The sequence below is a fragment of the Methylobacterium sp. PvP105 genome, from assembly GCF_017876975.1.
GTDB classification, from domain to species: Bacteria; Pseudomonadota; Alphaproteobacteria; order Rhizobiales; family Beijerinckiaceae; genus Methylobacterium; species Methylobacterium radiotolerans.
Genome location: NZ_JAGIPA010000001.1, coordinates 273288 through 291993, shown reverse-complemented (window position 1 = coordinate 291993; position 18706 = coordinate 273288). Strand labels below are relative to the sequence as shown.

General features: G+C 71.4%; 20 protein-coding genes. 14 read left to right on the top strand and 6 right to left on the bottom strand.

Annotated features, from left to right (window positions below; all coding sequences use genetic code 11):
* Positions 1-21: 21 nt before the first annotated feature.
* Genes hpnE through hpnA form a run of 4 tightly spaced genes read right to left on the bottom strand, consistent with a single transcriptional unit; the run spans position 22 to position 4092 of the window.
* A complete protein-coding gene (hpnE, locus tag J3A75_RS01485) occupies positions 22-1323 on the bottom strand; it encodes a hydroxysqualene dehydroxylase HpnE (protein ID WP_012322315.1) in 1302 nt (433 codons plus the stop codon).
* Positions 1323-2174, bottom strand: a complete 852-nt coding sequence (hpnD, locus tag J3A75_RS01480) for a presqualene diphosphate synthase HpnD (RefSeq protein ID WP_012322314.1) — start codon at positions 2172-2174, stop codon at positions 1323-1325. The genes hpnE and hpnD overlap by 1 nt, the downstream gene beginning before the upstream one ends.
* Positions 2171-3067, bottom strand: coding sequence for a squalene synthase HpnC (hpnC, locus tag J3A75_RS01475; RefSeq protein ID WP_071000557.1), 897 nt, complete (start codon positions 3065-3067; stop codon positions 2171-2173). The genes hpnD and hpnC overlap by 4 nt, the downstream gene beginning before the upstream one ends.
* A complete protein-coding gene (gene hpnA, locus J3A75_RS01470) occupies positions 3064-4092 on the bottom strand; it encodes a hopanoid-associated sugar epimerase (RefSeq protein ID WP_029357992.1) in 1029 nt (342 codons plus the stop codon). The genes hpnC and hpnA overlap by 4 nt, the downstream gene beginning before the upstream one ends.
* Before the next feature lie 564 nt (positions 4093-4656).
* Between hpnA and rpsF the strand changes: the two genes are divergently transcribed.
* The 10 genes from rpsF (at position 4657) to J3A75_RS01420 (ending at position 13516) form a co-directional block, all read left to right on the top strand.
* Complete coding sequence (gene rpsF, locus J3A75_RS01465; protein WP_012322311.1) at positions 4657-5121, top strand: 30S ribosomal protein S6; 465 nt, start codon at positions 4657-4659, stop codon at positions 5119-5121.
* 3 nt (positions 5122-5124) lie between these two features.
* Positions 5125-5376, top strand: coding sequence for a 30S ribosomal protein S18 (rpsR, locus tag J3A75_RS01460; RefSeq protein ID WP_007561044.1), 252 nt, complete (start codon positions 5125-5127; stop codon positions 5374-5376).
* A 128-nt stretch (positions 5377-5504) separates the two neighbouring features.
* Positions 5505-6554 (top strand): DUF2232 domain-containing protein, encoded by a 1050-nt coding sequence (locus J3A75_RS01455; RefSeq protein WP_024828103.1) that lies wholly within the window; start codon positions 5505-5507, stop codon positions 6552-6554.
* A gap of 41 nt (positions 6555-6595) precedes the next feature.
* Complete coding sequence (gene rplI, locus J3A75_RS01450; protein WP_012322309.1) at positions 6596-7168, top strand: 50S ribosomal protein L9; 573 nt, start codon at positions 6596-6598, stop codon at positions 7166-7168.
* A gap of 289 nt (positions 7169-7457) precedes the next feature.
* The gene (locus J3A75_RS01445) at positions 7458-8945 is read left to right on the top strand and encodes a replicative DNA helicase (RefSeq protein ID WP_012322308.1); all 1488 of its coding nucleotides are present in this window, start codon (positions 7458-7460) and stop codon (positions 8943-8945) included.
* A gap of 227 nt (positions 8946-9172) precedes the next feature.
* Positions 9173-9622 carry a cupin gene (locus J3A75_RS01440; protein ID WP_012322307.1) on the top strand — a complete coding sequence of 150 codons (450 nt, stop codon included), beginning with the start codon at positions 9173-9175 and terminating at the stop codon, positions 9620-9622.
* A 10-nt stretch (positions 9623-9632) separates the two neighbouring features.
* Positions 9633-10535: an SMP-30/gluconolactonase/LRE family protein gene (locus J3A75_RS01435; protein WP_071000556.1), complete on the top strand. Its 903-nt coding sequence runs from the start codon at positions 9633-9635 to the stop codon at positions 10533-10535.
* 41 nt (positions 10536-10576) lie between these two features.
* Positions 10577-11464 carry a VOC family protein gene (locus J3A75_RS01430; RefSeq protein WP_245295865.1) on the top strand — a complete coding sequence of 296 codons (888 nt, stop codon included), beginning with the start codon at positions 10577-10579 and terminating at the stop codon, positions 11462-11464.
* A gap of 82 nt (positions 11465-11546) precedes the next feature.
* A complete protein-coding gene (lgt, locus tag J3A75_RS01425) occupies positions 11547-12449 on the top strand; it encodes a prolipoprotein diacylglyceryl transferase (RefSeq protein ID WP_071000554.1) in 903 nt (300 codons plus the stop codon).
* Positions 12446-13516 carry a class I SAM-dependent methyltransferase gene (locus J3A75_RS01420; protein ID WP_071000553.1) on the top strand — a complete coding sequence of 357 codons (1071 nt, stop codon included), beginning with the start codon at positions 12446-12448 and terminating at the stop codon, positions 13514-13516. Before lgt ends, J3A75_RS01420 begins: the two co-directional genes overlap by 4 nt.
* 42 nt (positions 13517-13558) lie before the next feature.
* On the opposite strand, the gene J3A75_RS01415 is transcribed toward J3A75_RS01420, so the two are convergent.
* Positions 13559-13750 (bottom strand): hypothetical protein, encoded by a 192-nt coding sequence (locus J3A75_RS01415; protein WP_012322302.1) that lies wholly within the window; start codon positions 13748-13750, stop codon positions 13559-13561.
* Positions 13751-13894: 144 nt separating this feature from the next.
* On the opposite strand from J3A75_RS01415, the gene pgeF reads away from it, so the two are divergent.
* From pgeF to J3A75_RS01400, 3 genes are all read left to right on the top strand, one after another.
* Positions 13895-14662 carry a peptidoglycan editing factor PgeF gene (pgeF, locus tag J3A75_RS01410; protein ID WP_024828108.1) on the top strand — a complete coding sequence of 256 codons (768 nt, stop codon included), beginning with the start codon at positions 13895-13897 and terminating at the stop codon, positions 14660-14662.
* A 265-nt stretch (positions 14663-14927) separates the two neighbouring features.
* Entirely contained in the window at positions 14928-15767 is an 840-nt protein-coding gene (locus J3A75_RS01405) for an outer membrane protein (RefSeq protein WP_209649649.1), read from the top strand.
* 191 nt (positions 15768-15958) lie between these two features.
* Positions 15959-16720, top strand: coding sequence for a DUF2076 domain-containing protein (locus J3A75_RS01400; protein ID WP_012322299.1), 762 nt, complete (start codon positions 15959-15961; stop codon positions 16718-16720).
* A gap of 99 nt (positions 16721-16819) precedes the next feature.
* On the opposite strand, the gene J3A75_RS01395 is transcribed toward J3A75_RS01400, so the two are convergent.
* Positions 16820-17653 carry a L,D-transpeptidase gene (locus J3A75_RS01395; protein ID WP_071000551.1) on the bottom strand — a complete coding sequence of 278 codons (834 nt, stop codon included), beginning with the start codon at positions 17651-17653 and terminating at the stop codon, positions 16820-16822.
* A gap of 277 nt (positions 17654-17930) precedes the next feature.
* On the opposite strand from J3A75_RS01395, the gene J3A75_RS01390 reads away from it, so the two are divergent.
* Positions 17931-18647 carry a protein phosphatase CheZ gene (locus J3A75_RS01390; RefSeq protein WP_012322297.1) on the top strand — a complete coding sequence of 239 codons (717 nt, stop codon included), beginning with the start codon at positions 17931-17933 and terminating at the stop codon, positions 18645-18647.
* The last annotated feature ends 59 nt before the right edge of the window (positions 18648-18706 follow it).

Genomic DNA, 18706 nt, shown 5'->3' with positions numbered 1-18706 from the left:
CCTCGCGGCGGACGCCATGCCTCAAGCTGCGCCGCGCACCTGGGTTCCAGCGCGCACGACAGATCCCGCACGCAAGGAACGTGCGGCCGTCTGGCCCGAGCGGATCGCTCCCTCGATCGTCGACGGCAGGCCGGTGGCGGTCCAATCGCCTGCCAGGACGAGATTGTCGTAGGCGGTTTCGGCCTTCGGGCGCCGCGCGGCCTCCGCCGGCGTCGCCGCGAAGGTCGCACGCTTCTCCTTTACGATCTGCCAGCTGGGCAGGTCCGGTGCAAGGTTGTACAGCTGCGCGATCTCGGCCCAGATCTGCCGCGCGAGGTCTTCGCGAGGCACGTCGAGGAGCCGGTCTGCACCGCTGATCGTGACCGAATACCGGTCCGGATAGGCGAAAAGCCACTCTGTCAGGCTGTTGACGACGCCGAGGACGAGGGGGCTGCCGGGCTTCGGCGCCAGCGCGAAATGCGCGTTCACGATGGAGCGGAATTCCGTCGGGGCGAGGAGACCGGGCAACACCTCCCGGGCCACCCACGGCGGCAGCGCCAGCACGACGCCGTCCTCCGGGCCGAGGCTCTCGGGGCCGTCCGAGAACACGAGTTGCCCGACGCGGCCCTCCGCGCTTTCCAGTCCGCGCAGGCGCCGGCCGAGGCGGATCTCGCAGCCGCGCGCCGTGAGGTAGCGGATCGCCGGATCGACGAAGGCGTAGGACAGGCCCTCGACCGCGACGAGGGGACGGCAGGCCTTGCCGCCCGCGCCCAGGGTCTCGCGCAGGATCCGCGCAGCCAGCCCGACATCGCTGTCGCGGGGCTCGGTGTTGAGGGCCGCGAGCAGCACCGGGTGCCAGAGGCGCCGGTAGAGCGTGCCCTCGCAGGCCATGTGCGCGCCGATGGTTCCGCCCGCGCCCTCCGCCTTGCCGGAGGCCGCGCGCAGGATCCCGAGGGGCGCGAGGTAGTCCCGCGCCCGCGTCCCGGGGACGCGGCGGGCGGGACTCATCACCCACCAGGGCAGCCGCCCCGCGTTGGGCCGCAGCCGCCAGCGCTCGCCGGTCTGCAGGTCGGCGAAGTCGAATTCGGCCACATCCGGGCCGACCAGGGCGTCGGCCGGCGCGCCGACGGTCCGGAGGAAGCCGAGGGAATCGGCGTTGCCGGACAAGAGCAGGTGGTTGCCGTTGTCGATGGTCAGGCCGAGGGCCGGGTCATAGTACGAGCGGCACCGGCCGCCGGCCTGCTTGGCGGCCTCGTGCAGGACCACCCGGGCGCCGGTTTCGGCGAGCGCGACGGCCGCGGAGAGGCCGGCGAGGCCGGCGCCGACGACGTGGACGGTGCCCATCAGATCAGGCCGTGGCGGAGGACGACGCCCAGCAGCGCGAGCTTGCCGGGCTTCACCCGGGCGCGGGGCATCGCCCAGCCGCGCGCGAGGACCGCCTTGAGGTAGAGGTGATAGGCGGCGGCCATCAGCCGGGCGGCCTTGGTCGCCTTGCGGGGGCTGCGCCGGATGATCTCCCAGGTCGCCTGATAATGGTCCTCGGCCTCGCGGGCGAGGGAGACGCAGACCTCGCCGATGCGGGGATGGCTGATCGCCTGGACCGGCGTCGGGTCGGTGAGGCCGATCGCCCGGAGCTTCTCCCGGGGCAGGTAGAGGCGGCCGCGCTCGGCATCCTCGTCGATGTCGCGCAGGATGTTGGTGAGCTGGAGCGCGCGGCCCTGATGCCACGCCAGCCGGATGCCGTCCGCCTCCGGCATGCCGAAGATCCGCACCGACAGCCGGCCGACCGCGCTCGCGACCCGGTCGCAGTAGAGGTCGAGGGTCTCGGCGTCGGGGGCGACGATGTCCTCGACGGCGTCCATCGCCATGCCGTCGATGACCGCCTGGAAATCCTCGCGCTTCAGGCCGAAGCGGCGCACGGGCTCCACGAGGTCGCGCACGCGCGCGGCCGGCCGGCCGGCGTAGAGGGCGTCGATGTCGGCCCGCCAGCGGTCGAGCTCGACCTGCCGGACGGCGCGGGTGCCGCCGTCGTCGGCGACGTCGTCGACGGCGCGGCAGAAGGCGTAGACGGCGTACATCGCCTCCCGCCGCTCCTTCGGCAGCAGGCGCATCGCCGTGTAGAAGGAGGAGCCGGCGGCGGGCAGCGCCGGGGCGGCGCTCTCCGGGTCCTGGGCGGGCGTGGCGGTGGCGGTCACGAGCGGATTCCCTGAGCCGCGGCCCGGACGGTCCGGCCGCGGAAGGGCCGGCGCGCCAGGGTGGCGGCGATGCCGCCCAGCGCCGTCAGCGCGAAGGCGGCCTTGCCGTGATGAACTTTCTCGGAGAGCGGGTCGCGCTCCAGCAGGCCCCGGCTCAGCACGACGGCGAGCCGGTGGATGGCGGCGATCTCCAGTGACAGGCGCAGATCGTCGATCAGGTCCGGCAGGACCGCGCCCTCATCGAGGAGCTCGAGGCATCGCTGCGCGAGCTCGCGGATCGCGGCCCGGAGCTGCGGCGGCGCCTTGGCCTCGCCGAGCATCGCCACGGTGGCGCCGTGACGGTCCAGGCAATCCTGCGGGAGGTAGACCCGGTCGAGTGCGGCGAAGTCCTTGCCGCAATCCTGGAGATGATTGATGACCTGCAGCGCCGCGCAGATGGCGTCGGAGGCTCGGTAGACCCGGGCCGGATCCTCGCCGTGGACGTCGAGCACGAACCGCCCCACCGGCATGGCCGAGTAGCGGCAGTAATGGATCAGCTCGTCCCAGTCGGCGTAGCGGTTCTTGCGCGCGTCCATGCGGAACGCGTCGAGGAGCTCGAGCGCGTGCCGGGGCGGCAGGCCGCGGGCCGCGAGCTCGCGCTTCAGCGGCTCGGCCTCGGGATCGGACGGCCCGGCGCCCGTGAGCGCGTCGGCGAGGCGATCGAGCAGCTCGATCTTGCGCTCGGGCGACAGGGCGGCGTGATCGGCCACGTCGTCGCCGGCGCGGACGAAGTTGTAGAAGGCCAGGATCGCGCCCCGATGGTGGGGATGGATCAGGTGCGAGGCGACGGGGAAATTCTCGTCCCGGTGGCCCTTGCCGGAGCGCGTCGCGGTGGCGGAATCGAGGGTGCTCATGCGAGGTAGCCCGCCTCCCGGAACCACGTGATCGCGTCGGACAGGCCCTCGCGGTAGGGCCGGGCCGTGTAGCCGAGCTCGGCGCGCGCCTTCCGGTCCGAGAAGAACATCCGGTAGCGCGACATGCGGATCCCGTCGATCGTCGCGAAGGGCTGCCTGCCGGTGACCCGGGCGGCGAGCTGCGCGAAGAACGCCACCGGGTACACGGCGGCCCGGGGCAGGTTCACGGTCGGCGGCTTGCGGCCGACCATGCCGGCGATGTCGGCGAGCATCTGCGAGAGGAACACGTCCTCGCCGCCGAGGATGTAGCGCTCGCCGATCCGCCCCCTGCGCAGTGCCAGCAGATGCCCCTGGGCCACGTCGTCCACGTGAGCGAGGTTGAGGCCGGTGTCGACGAAGGCCGGCATCTTGCCGAGCGCCGCCTCCTGGATGATCCGCCCGGTCGGCGTCGGCTTGACGTCGCGGGGACCGATCGGCGTCGACGGGTTGACGATCACCGCCGGCAGGCCCTCCCGGGCGACCATCTCCTCGACCACGCGCTCGGCCACGACCTTGCTGCGCTTGTAGGCGCCGATCGCGGTCTCGGGCGTCAGCGGCATGGTCTCGTCGGAGGGCGTGACGCCGTCGGCCGGCGGTCTGATCGTCGCCACGCTCGACGTATAGACGACCCGCTCCACCCCGGCCTCGAGGGCGGCGCGCATCATGAGGCGCGTGCCGTCGCGGTTGGTCCGGACGATCTCCTCCATGTCCGGCGCCCAGAGCCGGTAATCGGCCGCGGCATGGATGAGGTAGCGCTGGCCGCGCATCGCCGCCGCCACGGCGGCCGGGTCGCGCATGTCGCCCTCGGCGATCTCCACGTCGGTCCAGGTGAGGTTCCGGCGGGGGCTCGAGGCGCGCACGAGGATGCGCACCGGGAAGCCGGCCCGGCGGAACACGTCGACCAGGGCTGAGCCGAGGAAACCGCTCGCGCCGGTGATCAGCACGGGACCGACCTCGGAGGGGCCGGAAGATGGGGCCTCTGCCATCGCGGATCTGGAGGATTACCGAAAAACCAGCGCGGCCGGGGATCCCCAGCCGCGCCGCGCTTGTGTCATCGAACCGCCCGAGCGGCAAGCCGCGGCGGGTCCGGACGGGGCCGCGCAGCGGCGCCGGGGCGCCCACACGCCGCCGCGAGGCATCGCACTGACAGAGGCTCCGGATCGGCATCCGGAATGACGGCGCACGGTCGGGCGAAGCGCCTGACACGGAACGGCCGCGCGCCGAGGGTCGATCCTGGTCGGCGCCGGACAGGGGCGAGGCCGCGCAGAGCCGCATCCGGCTCCGTGATGGGCAAGACGACCTTGCCACGCCCGCAAAAACCGACTATGCGCCGCCCCTCGCGTTCGCTCCGGCCGGGGGCTGAACGGACGGTGCCGCTCGCGGCACAGGGCTCTCCCAGATCCCGTCGTCCGGTGTCTCCGCCTTCGATCAACCGCTCGGGCCTGAAAATCGGCTCGAAGGGCTTGGCGCCGAGCGTAGCGCGAGATGAACCGGCCCGAATCAGCCGCCCTCCGGCGGCCGGGCTCCTTTTGACGATGAAAGGCCCGACGATGCCTCTCTACGAGCATGTGCTCTTGGCCCGCCAGGACGTGACGTCCCAGCAGGTCGAGACGATGATCGACACCTACAAGGGTGTGATCGAGCAGAACGGTGGCCGTCTCGAGAAGATCGAGATGTGGGGTGTGAAGTCCCTCGCCTACCGGATCAAGAAGAACCGCAAGGCGCATTTCGCGCTCCTCAACATCGACGCCCCGCCGGCCGCCATCGCCGAGATGGAGCGCCAGATGCAGATCTCCGAGGACGTGCTGCGCTTCATGACCATCCGGGTCGAGGAGCTCGATTCCGAGCCGTCCGCCATGATGCAGAAGCGCGACCGCGACGACCGCAAGGATCGCGAGCGCGGCCGTCGTCGCGATGACGAGGGCTTCGGTGGCGGTGGCGGCTTCGGCGGCGACCGGGGTGACCGCGGCGATCGCGGTGACCGCGGCGAGCGCAGCTTCGGCGGGGAGGGCTAACCCATGGCATTCGGTGCTGGTGCGGGCGGCGGACGCCGTCCCTTCTTCCGTCGTCGCAAGACCTGCCCGTTCTCCGGCGCGAACGCGCCGAAGATCGACTACAAGGACGTCAAGCTCCTGTCCCGCTACGTGTCCGAGCGCGGCAAGATCGTGCCGTCGCGGATCACCGCGGTCTCGGCCAAGAAGCAGCGCGAGCTCGCCCAGGCGATCAAGCGCGCCCGCTTCCTCGGCCTGCTGCCCTACGTGATCAAGTAGGCCATCGGAACCCGCCGGCCCGGCATCTGCCCGGGCCGGCCCTCTCAGAGGGCGGCTCGCGCCGCCCGATCGTTGGGGCGCGTAGCCGCCTCTAACCCTGCCGCACCGGCAGCGGGACAGCGGACTTCATGGCACAGCACATCGGCATCGGTATCGGCGCGGGCCTCGTCTCCGCACTCCTGTTCGGGGTGCTGCTGAAGGCGACCCCGCTCGCGATCCTGCTCTACCTCGTGGCGCCGCTGCCGATCCTGATCGTCGGCCTGGGCTGGAGCCACAAGGCCGCGCTCGCCGCGGCCGCCGCCGGCAGCCTCGCGCTGGTCCTGGTGATCGCACCCTTCATGGGATTGGCCTTCGCGGCCTACATCGCCCTGCCCGCCTGGTGGCTCGCCTACCTCACGCTCCTCGGGCGCGAGACGCGGGCGGGCCTCGAATGGTACCCGACCGGCCGCCTGCTCGGCTGGATCGCCGCCACGGCCGCCCTCGCCTTCATCGCCATCGCTGTCCTGTCCTCGCCGAACCACGCCACCTTCGACGCGCAGCTGCGCGGCCTCGCCCAGACCCTGGTCCAGACGCGGCTGCCCGCCACCCGCCCGTCCGTCGAGCCCCCGCGCACCGGGACTCCGCGCGCCGACGCGCCCTCGACCGGCAGCGAGGCGGCCGGCAGGGACGGGACGACCGCGTCCGATCCGGCTCCGCAGGCCGATGCCGATCCGGCGGACGTCACGCGGGCCGAGGTGGCGGACGCCCTCGCCCGCGTCGTGCCCGCCTTCGCGGCCAACGGCCTCGCGCTGCTCCTGGCCTTCTATCTCTGGGCCTCGGCCCGGATCGTGAAGATCTCCGGACGCCTGCCGCGGCCCTGGCCTGACATCCCGTCCACCGCCATGCCGCGCAGCACGCTCGTGGCGGTCGCGGCGGCCGTCGCGATGTGCTTCGCGCCCGGCTACGTCGGCGTGTTCGGGGTCGCGCTCCTCGGCGCGTTCAGCGCGGCCTTCGCGCTCCAGGGGCTCGCCGCTTTCCACGACCGCTCGCGCGGCCGGCCGGGGCGCGGGCTCATGCTGTTCGGCATGTACCTGATCCTGTTCGTGACCCAGGGCATCGCTCTGGTCGCCCTCACCCTGTTCGGCCTCGCCGACACAGCCCTCGACCGCCGACGTCCCAAGGGCGATCCGGCGCCGTGAGACCCCGGCCCGCGTGGCCGAACACCTGAAGGAGAAAGACCATGGAAGTGATCCTGCTCGAGCGCGTGGCCAAGCTCGGCCAGATGGGCGAGACCGTGAATGTTCGCCCGGGCTTCGCCCGCAACTTCCTGCTCGCCCGCGGCAAGGCGCTGCGCGCGACGGAAGCCAACAAGAAGCACTTCGAGGCCCAGCGCGCCCAGCTCGAGGCCCGCAACCTCGACCGCAAGAAGGACGCGGAGGTCGTCGCCGAGAAGCTGAACGGCCAGAGCTTCATCCTGATCCGGCAGTCGGGCGAGACCGGCGTGCTCTACGGCTCGGTCTCGACCCGCGACCTCGCCGAGGTCGTCTCGAAGGAGGGCTTCACGGTGGATCGCGGTCAGTTCACCCTGAACCAGCCGATCAAGACGCTCGGCCTGCACACGGTCCCGGTGGTGCTGCACCCCGAGGTCGAGGTCGAGATCACCGTCAACGTCGCCCGCAGCCCCGAGGAGGCCGAGCGCCAGGCCCGCGGTGAGTCGGTCACCGAGCGCGAGGCGTTCAACCTCGACGACCTCGGCCTCGAGGTCGGTCAGGCGCTGGCCGATGCCGGCGAGGGTGCCGACGACCGCGGCTGATCCCGGTTCGAGGTCCCGGCCAGCCAACCGGCCGGCCGGGCGGCGGGGTCCTTGCCCGCCGTGTATACCGGTGAACACTGGGGATGATTGCCCCCGAGGCTTGACACGTTCCAGTTTTGTTCCAGCATGGACGCCCGTCGCTCGCGAGAGTCGGCGGGCGTCCGCTTTTCCGCGCCCCGGCCCGGGAGAACCGGCCGTCGGCTAGGCTTCGGTAACCATACCGGGGTCAAGGTCGTGCGGTGTGATCCTGGCGCGCCCGCCGCGGCGCCTGATACGGAGTCGTCCGCCGATGGCCCTGCCCAATGCGCTCACGGCCAAGCTCGAAGCGGTCCAGGCCGAGTACCGCGTCGCCCCGCACAACATCGACGCGGAGCAGGCGCTGCTGGGCGCGATCCTGGTGAACAACGACGCCTATTACCGGGTGTCGGACTTCCTGCTGGCCGAACACTTCATGGAGGATGCCCACCAGCAGATCTTCACAGTGGCAGCGTCCCTGATCAAGGCCGGCAAGCTCGCCACGCCCATCACCATGAAGACCTATCTGGGCGACGCCGATTTCGGCGGCCAGACGGTCATGCAGTACCTCGCGCGACTGGCCGCCGACGCCACGACGGTGATCAACGCCGGCGAGTACGGCCGCACGATCTACGATCTCGCCATCCGCCGCCGGCTGATCGCCATCGGCGAGGACCTGGTGAACGGCGCCTACGAGGCGCCGGTGGAGGAGTCGCCCCGCGACCAGATCGAGCACACGGAGCGGCGGCTCTACGAGCTCGCCGAGGCCGGACGCTACGACGGCGGCTTCCAGAAATTCTCGGACGCGCTGACCGCCGCGGTCGACATGGCCGCCAAGGCCTACCAGCGCGACGGCAAGCTCTCGGGCATCGCCACGGGCCTGTCCGACCTCGACGCCAAGATGGGCGGCCTGCAGCCCTCCGACCTGATCATCCTCGCGGGCCGCCCGGCCATGGGCAAGACCTCGCTGGTGACCAACATCGCCTTCAACATCGCCAAGGCCTACCGCGGCGAGAAGCAGCCGGACGGCACGACCAAGACCGTGAACGGCGGCATCGTGGGCTTCTTCTCGCTGGAAATGTCGGCGGAGCAGCTCGCCACCCGCATCATCGCCGAGCAGTCGGGCGTGCCGTCCTACAAGATCCGCCGCGGCGACATCCGGCCCGAGGATTTCTACAAGATCACCGACGCCGCCCGGGACATGCAGACGATCCCGTTCTACATCGACCAGACCGGCGGCATCTCGATCGCGCAGCTCGCCGCCCGCGCCCGGCGCCTGAAGCGCCAGAAGGGCCTCGACCTCCTGATCGTCGACTACCTCCAGCTCCTCTCGGGCTCGTCCAAGCGCAGCGACAACCGCGTGCAGGAGATGACCGAGATCACCACCGGCATGAAGGCGCTGGCCAAGGAGCTGGCCGTGCCGATCATCGGCCTGTCCCAGCTCTCCCGTCAGGTGGAGAACCGCGACGACAAGCGGCCGCAGCTCGCCGACCTGCGCGAGTCGGGCTCGATCGAGCAGGACGCCGACGTCGTCATGTTCGTGTTCCGCGAGGAGTACTACGTCGGGAACAAGAAGCCTCGCGAGGGCACGGAGGAGTTCTTCGCCTGGGAGGCCGAGATGCAGCGCGTCCACGGCAAGGCCGAGGTGATCCTCGGCAAGCAGCGTCACGGCCCCACCGGCACCGTGGAACTGCAGTTCGACGCGAACATCACCCGGTTCTCGAACCTCGCGCAGACGGACCGGATCCCCGAGCAGATGTGAGCGTCGCGCCGTCCTCGGGAGCGCAGCACGCGACCCAGGCCAGCGCCCCACGGGGAGGCCACGGCGCGACACGGGCCGGCTTCGCTACGCTCGCACCGTCGCGGAAGCCGTCCGCTCATCCGGCCCCGGAACGACGTCTGGGGCATCCGGGCCTTCGTCGGCAGACGCGAACCATCGCCAAGCCCGGCCGTTGTGGGAGGGTGAGTCCCGCCGCGGCAGGAGCGACGATGAGTGAGCCGACCCCTCCGAAGATGCCGTACTGGCACGTCTACACCGATGCGGAGGGTGTGAGCCGCCAGGAGCTGTTCCACCTCGAGCGGTTCAAGTTCGAGGGGATCAACCCCGAGACCGCGCCCCAGTGGAACGACAAGATGGATCCTGCGCCGTCGGTCGTGACCTTCACGGTCCTGCCGGTCGGCTGGGTCGGCGAGTGGCACGAGAACCCGCGGCCGCAATGGATCGCGATCCTCTCGGGCCGCTGGTTCGTGGAAACGATGGACGGCCACCGGGTCGAGATGGGCCCGGGCGAGCTGATGATGGGCGAGGATCAGAACACCAAGGAACGGGATGGCAAGAAGGGCCACCTCTCCGGCACGGTGGGCGACGAGCCCTGCACGATGATCGTGACCGGGCTCCAGGTTGAGCCGACCGTCAACCAGCCCGGCCGCTTCAAGTAAGGGCGGCCCCATGGACGGCTTCGAACTCACGCAGCCGCGCTTCAAGGCATACATCCTGCCGAACGCCCCGCTGCAGAAGCTCGCCGACGGGTTCCGCTGGACGGAGGGCCCGGTCTGGTTCGGCGACCGCGACGAGCTGCTGTTCTCCGATCTTCCCAACAATCGGGTGATGCGCTGGGCGGAGTACGCCGGCCTGAGCGTCTACCGGGAGGCGGGCGACTTCGAGAACGGCCACGCCCGCGACCGCCAGGGGCGGATGCTGTCCTGCTCGCACCGCGGCCGGCGCATCCATCGGACCGAGCTCGATGGCCGCATCACCAGCCTCGTGGAGCGCTACCGCGGGCGGCAGCTGAACTCGCCCAACGACATCGTCTGCAAGTCGGACGGGACGATCTGGTTCTCGGATCCACCCTACGGCATCCAGACCGACTACGAGGGTGGCAAGCAGGAATCCGAGCTGCCCGCCGCCGTCTACCGCTTCGACCCCCGCGACGGCTCGCTGCGGGTGGTGGCCGACGATTTCCAGGGCCCGAACGGGCTCTGCTTCTCGCCCGACGAGCGGCGGCTCTACATCGTCGAGACCGGGCTGCAGTTCGACACCGACCCGCTGCAGCACGTGCGCGTGTTCGACGTGGCCGAGGACGGCAGCCTGTCGGGCGGCTCGGTGCTCTTCAAGATCGCGCCCGGCAATGCCGATGGGATCCGGTGCGACGAGCACGGCAATGTCTGGTCGAGCGCCGGGGACGGGGTCCACTGCATCGACCCCGGCGGCGAACTGGTCGGCAAGATCCTCGTGCCCGCGACGGTCGCCAACCTCACCTTCGGCGGCCGCAACAACAGCCGCCTGTTCCTCTGCGCCTCGCAGGCACTCTACGCGATCTACGTGAACGTGCGGGGGGCACCGCTCCTGTGAGCGGCATCGCTCCCCCGAGCGGCATCGCTCCCAAGAGCGGCGTGCGCGCCCTCGTCGGCTTCGGCCGCACCGTCGCGGACCTCGCCGTCACCGAAGCCTTCTACCGGGACGGGCTCGGCTTCGCGCGGATCGCTCCACCGGAACCCCTGCCCGGCGCGCAGGCGGAGGCGATGGGCCTCGCGGGCCGGCGCGCCACGCAGCTGCGCATGCGGCTCGGCGGGCAGAGCGTGACATTCATGACGGTGGATCCGCCCGGCGCGCCCTACCCGGCCGATCCAGCGGCGACGGATCCGTTCTTCCAGCACCTAGCGGTCCCGGTCCGCGACATGGGGGCCGCGGCGGCGCAGCTGGCACGGCTCGCACCGATGCCGATCAGCCGCGGCGGGCCGCAGCGTCTGCCGGCCTCCACGGGAGGCGTGACCGCCTACAAGTTCCGCGACCCCGACGGGCATCCCCTGGAGTTGATATACTTTCCCGACGGGCCCGCCGCGACCCGCTGGCGCGACGCGCCGGGCCTGTTCCTGGGAATCGACCACTCGGCGATCACCGTCACCGACCTCGACGCCACCCTGGCCTTCCTGACCGGGTCCCTGGGGCTGTGGGTGGCGGAGCGCGGCCTGAACCGCGGACCGGAGCAGGCGCGCCTCGACGGCGTCGACGATCCGCAGGTCGACGTGATCGCCCTCGAGCCTCCGGAGCCCGCGCCGCACGTGGAGCTCCTGCATTACCGCACGCCCGCGACCGAGCGGCGGCTCGTCTTCGGGCCCGCCGACCGGGCCTCCACCCGCTCCGTGTTCACCGCGGCGGACCCGCAGTCCCTCTCGCACCGCCTGCGCGAGAGCGGACAAACTCCGCTGACCTCCGCCGACGGCGCGGCCGCCTATTGCGCCGGCCCGGACGGACACGGCTTCTTGTTCGTGCGCGGCTGAGGCCGCGCTTTCGGAAGGGGGCCTCCGGGCTTGACGCGTCGCCCCTCCGGCGTCCAAGCCGGCCGCCCCGGAGGTGAGATAGATGCCGCTCCTCGCCCTGCCCTTTCCGGCCATCGATCCGGTGGCGATCGCGATCGGGCCGATCACGATCAAATGGTACGCGCTCGCCTACATCGCCGGCCTGATCGGCGGCTGGTACTACGCGCGCCGCCTCGTCATGGCCGACGGTCTCTGGGGCGTGGTGAAGCGCCCGCAGGTCGCCGACATCGACGACCTCGTCGTCTGGGTGGCGCTCGGCGTCGTGCTCGGCGGGCGGATCGGCTACGTGCTGTTCTACAATCTGCCGATGTACATCTCCGATCCGTGGGAGATCCTGGCGATCCGCAACGGCGGCATGTCGTTCCACGGCGGCTTCATCGGGGCGATCCTGGCCTTCGTGCTGTTCGCCCGCGGCAAGGGCCTCAACGCCTACACGCTCCTCGATATCGGCGCCGTGGTGGTGCCGATCGGCCTGTTCTTCGGCCGGATCGCCAATTTCGTGAACGGCGAGCTCTGGGGCCGGGTCGCGCCGGACTTCCCCTACGCGATCGTGTTCCCGAGCGGCGGGCCGCTGCCGCGCCACCCGAGCCAGCTCTACGAGGCGGCCACCGAGGGCCTGCTGCTGTTCATCGTGATGGCGCTCAGCGTCCGCCGGTTCGGCTTCCGCAAGCCGGGGCTCCTCGGCGGCATCTTCGTCCTCGGCTACGCGCTGGCCCGGACCTTCTGCGAGTTCTTCCGCGAGCCGGATCGCCAGCTCGGCTTCCTGTTCGGCGACCATGTTGGTCCGATGGGCGGCGGCGTGACCATGGGCATGCTGCTGTGCGTGCCGATGATGATCGTCGGCCTCACCTACATCGTGCTGGCCGCGACCGGCCGGACACGTCCCCGCCATCCCGTCGAGGCGCCGGCGGCCGAGGCGGCCCGCAAGGCGGCCGTCGAGGCGTGACACCGCTCGGAGCCGAGATCGCGGCGCTGATCCGCCAGAACGGGCCGATCGGTGTCGACCGCTACATGGCCCTCTGCCTCGGGCACCCGGTCCACGGCTACTACCGCACCCGCGATCCCCTGGGCGCCCAGGGCGACTTCACCACCGCGCCCGAGATCAGCCAGATGTTCGGCGAGCTGCTCGGTGCCTGGACAGCCTACGTCCGCGGCTCGATCGGGGCGCCGGATCCGCTCCTCCTGGTGGAGCTGGGGCCCGGCCGCGGCACGCTGATGGCGGACGCGCTGCGCGCCTTGCGGGCGGCGCTCCCCGGGGTGCGCGTGGCACCGCACCTCGTCGAGACGAGCCCGGTGCTGCGGGCCGCGCAGGCCCGCGCCCTCTCCGGGACCGGCGCCGTGTGGCACGACAGCGTCGAGACGCTGCCCGAGGGGCCCACGATCATCCTGGCCAACGAGTTCTTCGACTGCCTGCCGGTGCGCCAGTTCGAGCGCCGGCCGTCGGGCTGGCACGAGCGGCAGATCGGCCTCGATCCGGCGGGCGGTCTCGCCTTCGGCCTGTCGCCGGAGCCGGTCCCGGGCCTCGTGGCGGACGGCCCGGACGGCGCGCTGATGAGCGTGCCGGCGGCCGGCCTCGCGCTGATCCGCGCGCTGGCCCGACGGCTGATTTCCGGTGGCGGCGCCCTGCTGGTCGTCGATTACGGCCATGTCCGCCCGGGCTTCGGCGACACCCTCCAGGCGCTGGCAGGACATCGTTTCGCCGACCCGCTGGCGGAGCCCGGCGAGGCGGATCTGACGCATCACGTCGATTTCGCCGCCCTCGCCCAGGCGGCCCGGGCCGAGGGCGCAGCGATCCACGGTCCGGTCGATCAGGGTGACTTCCTGGCGGCGCTCGGCCTCGGCGCCCGTGCCGAGCGGCTGAGGGCACGGGCCAATCCGGCGCAGGTCACCGCGATCGATGCGGCCGTCACCCGCCTGACCGATCCGGGCCGGGGCGGCATGGGCAGACTGTTCAAGATGCTGGCGGTGAGCGGCCCGTCCCTCGGGCCGCTCCCGGGATTTCCGGCGCCCTGAGCCGCCGGGAAGGTCCTCGGCCCCGAACGGGGTCGGGATCGCTCAGCCGAAGGAGCCGAAGCCGGAATCGGTCTGGCTGGCGGGCCGCGGCGTCGGCGGCGCGGGCGGGTTGAGGTCGGTCGGGTCGAAGGCGGCGGGCTCTCCCGTGACGGGGTGGGCAGGCGCGCTCGGGATCCGGGGCTCTTCGGCCTCGGGCGTCTCGGGCAGGGCGTCGGTCTCGATCCCTCGTGACATTGCGATCCTTCTCAAGGCGGAGCCGGATCGGCTCCATACTGCAATGCAGCAAGAATCTGACGCTTGAACGACATCGTCAAGGGTCCGCCCTTGCGCTATCGGGGCGCGACAGGGGCAAGCGCGAGGCCGACCGTGACCGCAGGCATGTTCATCGAGGCGCCGGAACTCTCCGCCCACGCGGGCATGCGCCACGCCTTCTTCACCCGCGTCGGCGGGGTCTCGGAGGGCCTGTACGCGTCGCTCAACGGCGGCCTCGGCTCGCAGGACGCGCCGGAGCGCGTCGCCGAGAACCGGGCGCGGATGTGCGCGCGGCTCGGCCTGCCGCCGGACCGGCTGGTGAGCCTGTATCAGGTCCATTCGGCCGAGGTGGTCACCGTCGAGGCGCCCTTCGCGGCGGAGCGGCCGAAGGCCGACGCCATGGTGACGCGGGTACCGGGCCTGGCGCTCGGCATCGCCACCGCGGATTGCGGGCCGATCCTGTTCGCGGACCCCGAGAACGGCGTCGTCGGCGCGGCCCATGCCGGCTGGAAGGGGGCGCTCACCGGCGTGATCGGCGCGACCGTGTCGGCGATGGAGGCGCTCGGGGCGCGGCGGAGCCGGATCGTCGCCGTCCTGGGACCGACGATCGGGCAGGCCTCCTACGAGGTCGGCCCGGACTTCGTCGCGCGGTTCCGGAGCGACGCCCCCGGCATGGAGCGCTTCCTCGGCCCCGGCACGCGGCCCGGACACGCGCAGTTCGACCTCCCGGGCTTCATCCTGGCCCGGCTGGAAGAGGCCGAGATCGGTGAGGCTACCGCCCTGAACCTCTGCACCTACGCGGATCCCGAGCGGTTCTACAGCTACCGGCGGACCACCCATCGCGGCGAGGCGGATTACGGCCGTCTCATCTCCGCGATCGCGCTCGTCCCCTAACCGCGCGGTTCCTCACGATGCGGGGGTGCGACACTTTGTCGACCGCGAGACCGAAAAAAGCGTAGCCGTAAATGAACCTTGGCCATTCGGCCGCGTTCAGGGGTTAAGGTACCGGGGAAAACGGCGGGTTGCCACAAGGGGCCGCGAGAGCGGTCGGCGACACCGCGGAGCGCAAAGCAACCCTGGAACCGCTGGAACGCAGCCAGACCCGGTTCCGCAACCGTTCCCGCGACGGACGGCGCGGACCACCAGTGAGGACCAGATCATGAAATCCATGCTCCGTGTGACCACGGCCCTCGCGGGCGTCGCCTTCGCCGGCTCGGCCTTCGCGGCCGACCTGCCGCGCCGCGCCGCCCCGCCGCCGGTGTTCACCCCCGTCCCGGTCTTCACCTGGACCGGCGCCTACTTCGGTATCAACGCCGGCTACGCCTTCGACGCCAGCGACCGCAACACCGGCAACACCTTCGCGGTGCCCTTCCCCTACGCCGCCCCCGGCACCGTCGCCTCCTTCCGCAACCGCAGCCAGGACGGCTTCTCCGGCGGTGGCCAGATCGGCTACAACTGGCAGCTGACCCCGGGCTCCGGCGTCGTGATCGGCGTCGAGGCCGACGCCCAGTACCTCGACTTCGGCCGCAACCGGAACAACGCCTTCGTCTCCGGCGCCGTCGCCCCCGGCTACTACCTCACCGACCCGCGCGGCCTGTCCAGCCTCGACTTCTTCGGCACCGTGCGCGGCCGCCTCGGCTACGCCTTCGACCGCACCCTCGTGTACGGCACCGGCGGCTTCGCCTACGGCTCGGGCAGCGCCGACCGCTCCTTCGGCGGCTACGCCGGCAACGACAGCTTCCGCACCGGCTGGGCCGCCGGCGGCGGCATCGAGTACGCCCTGCCCACCGACTCGTTCCTGAACTTCTTCCGCTCCTCGGCCGTGACGCTGAAGGTCGAAGGCCTGTACGTGAACCTCGATCGCGGCACCCGCAACCAGGGCGCGTTCGTCATCAACGCCGCCAACAACTTCCCGGTCGTCTACAGCGGCGTCGGTCGCCGCGACGACCAGTTCGCCGTCGTCCGCGCCGGTCTGAACTACAAGTTCGGCACGTTCTAGGATCGCGCGGCCGCGGCCGCGCCCCACCGTCGACATGCGGGAAGCCCGGCCGGCAGGTCGGGCTTCTCGCTTTTCGGGGTCGGCGGATGAAGTTTTCGCAATCCCCCTGACAAAGCGTCGCCGCGCACCCATGTCCTAGCTGCCATGCGGCGCGTTCGGGCCCGCGGGTGAGATTCGAGGAGGACGACTCCATGAACAGCGAAGAACGCGACGTCATTTCGGGAATCTTCCAGCGGCTGGAGCAGGCGCAGACCCAGCCCCGCGACGCGGAGGCGGAGCGCTTCATCGCCGACAAGCTCCGCGCGCAGCCCTACGCACCCTACGCGATGGCGCAGCTGATCTACGTGCAGGAAGAGGCGATCAAGAGCCTGAACCAGCAGCTGGAGCAGGCCCGCAGCCAGGCGGCCTCGGCCCAGCCCTCCGGGGGCGGCGGCTTCCTGTCGAGTATCTTCGGCGGCGGCAGCCAGCAGCGCCAGGAGCCGCAGCCCGGCTACGGGCAGCCGCGTCCGGGTGGCCAGCCCTGGGGCAACCAGGGCGGCGCGCCGCAGGGTTACCCGCAGCAGGGCTACCCGCAGCAGGGCGGCTACCCGCAGCAGCAGGGCGGCCCGTGGGGCGGCCAGCCCCAGGCCCCGGCGCGCGGCGGCGGCTTCATGGCGACGGCGCTGCCCATGGCGGCCGGCGCGGCGGGCGGCATGCTCCTCGGCAGCGCCCTGTCGAACGCCTTCGCGGGCGGCCATTCGAGCCTCGGCAGCGCCGCGGCGGCCGGCCTCGGCGGCGGTGGGGGCGAGACCATCGTCAACAACTACTACGGCGACGGCGGCAACCAGGATCTCGGCTCGGCCCTCGACAACAGCGGCAGCGACCTGGGCGGGTTCCAGGACGCCGGCTACAGCGATCCGGGCGGTGATTTCGGCGGCGACCTCGGCGGCGGCGACGACAGCGACTGGACCTGATCGGCGCTGACATCGAGCGGAAGGCCCGGTCGCGTCAGGCGCGGCCGGGCCTTCTCCGTATCGGCGGGTTCGATCCGCGACGGCGCGCGCGTCGGGCGCTCAGAGCACCTCGACCCGGGTTCCGACCGGCACGCGGTCGTAGAGGTCGATGACGTCGTCGTTCATCATCCGAATGCAGCCCGACGAGACCGACTGCCCGATCGTGTTGGGCTCGTTCGTCCCGTGGATGCGGTAGAGCGACGAGCCGAGGTAGAGGGCGCGGGCGCCCAGCGGGTTCTCCGGGCCGCCGGCCATGTGGCGCGGCAGATCGGGACGACGGGCGAGCATCTCGGCCGGCGGCGTCCAGTCCGGCCACTCCGCCTTGCGGCTGACCGTCTTGAGACCGCTCCAGGCGAAGCCGGGGCGGCCGACGCCGATCCCGTAGCGCAGCGCGCGCTGCCCCGCCTGCACGAGGTAGAGATGCTTGCCGGCGGTGTCGATCACGATCGTGCCGGGCTTCTGCCGCCCCGCGAAGGCGACTTCCTGGCGCTGATACTCGGGCGGGACTGCGCGGCCGATCCGCCCCGGATCCGCCTGGGGCGCACCGGAGGCGGCCGCGGGCGGCGCGCCGTAGGGCTGCGGGGCACCGTAGGGCTGCCCGTAGGACTGGCCGTACGCCTGCCCGTACGCCTGCCCGTACGCCTGCCCGTAAGCTTGGGCAGGCTCCGGCTCGACCGGCACCAGCTCGCCGGAATAGGCGGCGACCCGCTGCTGCGGCGCGGCGCGCTGCGGCCAGCCGCGCCCGGCGCCGCCGGCGCTGCCGGTGACGAGGTACTCGATGAGGCCGCCGCCGTAGCCGCCCTCGGCGTAGCGCGCCTGCTGCGCCCGGGCGGGGCCGCACAGCACGAACGCGGCCGCAGCCACCCCCATTCCCAGACGGACTGAACGCCGCATCGCCGCATGCTCCCGAGCCGGAGCCCCTGCTCCCGGCCCGCGAACGATCCCGTCACATTTTACCGAATCGGGTGAACGAACGTGGTGAATCGTCTCCGCGGCCCGGCCTCTCCCCGGCCCGTCGCCGCCAGCGTGAATCGGCGGTTAAGCTTGGCGGCACCGCCCGGCCTCACCCCGGAGCGGGCGGAGCCCGCCGGAAGAAGCTCGGCAGTCACAGTCCGCTAACCGTTATGGTAGACAGTCTCGGCGACGGAACCCGAACGCTCACGCCCGGACGATGACCCAGAAGCGCTATCGCATCGAAGACAGTCTCGGGCTTCCCGCGGCTCCCCCTCCCGGGCCGGGGGCGTCCGCCTCGAGCGAGCGCCTGGAGGAGATCTTCAACGCCATCCAGGACTTGCGCCGCGTCACGCAGATGAGCGCGAGCGAGACCATCGAGTCGTGCCGGCGCGAGCTGCACGAGGCGCTGGCGATGCGCACCGAACTCGACGTGATGAAGGAGGCGATCACCCGCACCAAGTCGGAGCTGGCGACGCTTCACCGGACCGAGAATACCGGCAAGGGCATGCGCCGGGCGGCCGACGAGCTCGACGCGGTGGTCGACTCCACGGAGCGCGCCACCACGCAGCTCCTCGGCGCGGTCGAGGAGATCGAGAGCCACGCCGGCATGCTCAACGCTGCGACGCTGCCGCCCGGCATGAAGCCGCACGTCGACGTGATCCTCGAGCGCGTGATCACCGCCTACGAGGCCTGCAACTTCCAGGACCTGACCGGCCAGCGGATCACCAAGATCGTCGGCGTGATGAAGTTCATCGAGGAGCATCTCGACCGGCTGATCGCCACGTGGTCGGAGCTCGACAGCTTCAAGGAACTCATCACCGTCATGCCGGTGCCGACCTCCCTGGACGACGAGAGCTCGCTCCTCAACGGGCCGAAGCTCGACCACGACGTCGGTCACGTGGATCAGAGCGACATCGACTCGCTGTTCGACTGATTGATCGGACCGGGCGCGCGATTTTTGTCGCCGCCCCCGTCCCCCTGGCGGTCCGGAGC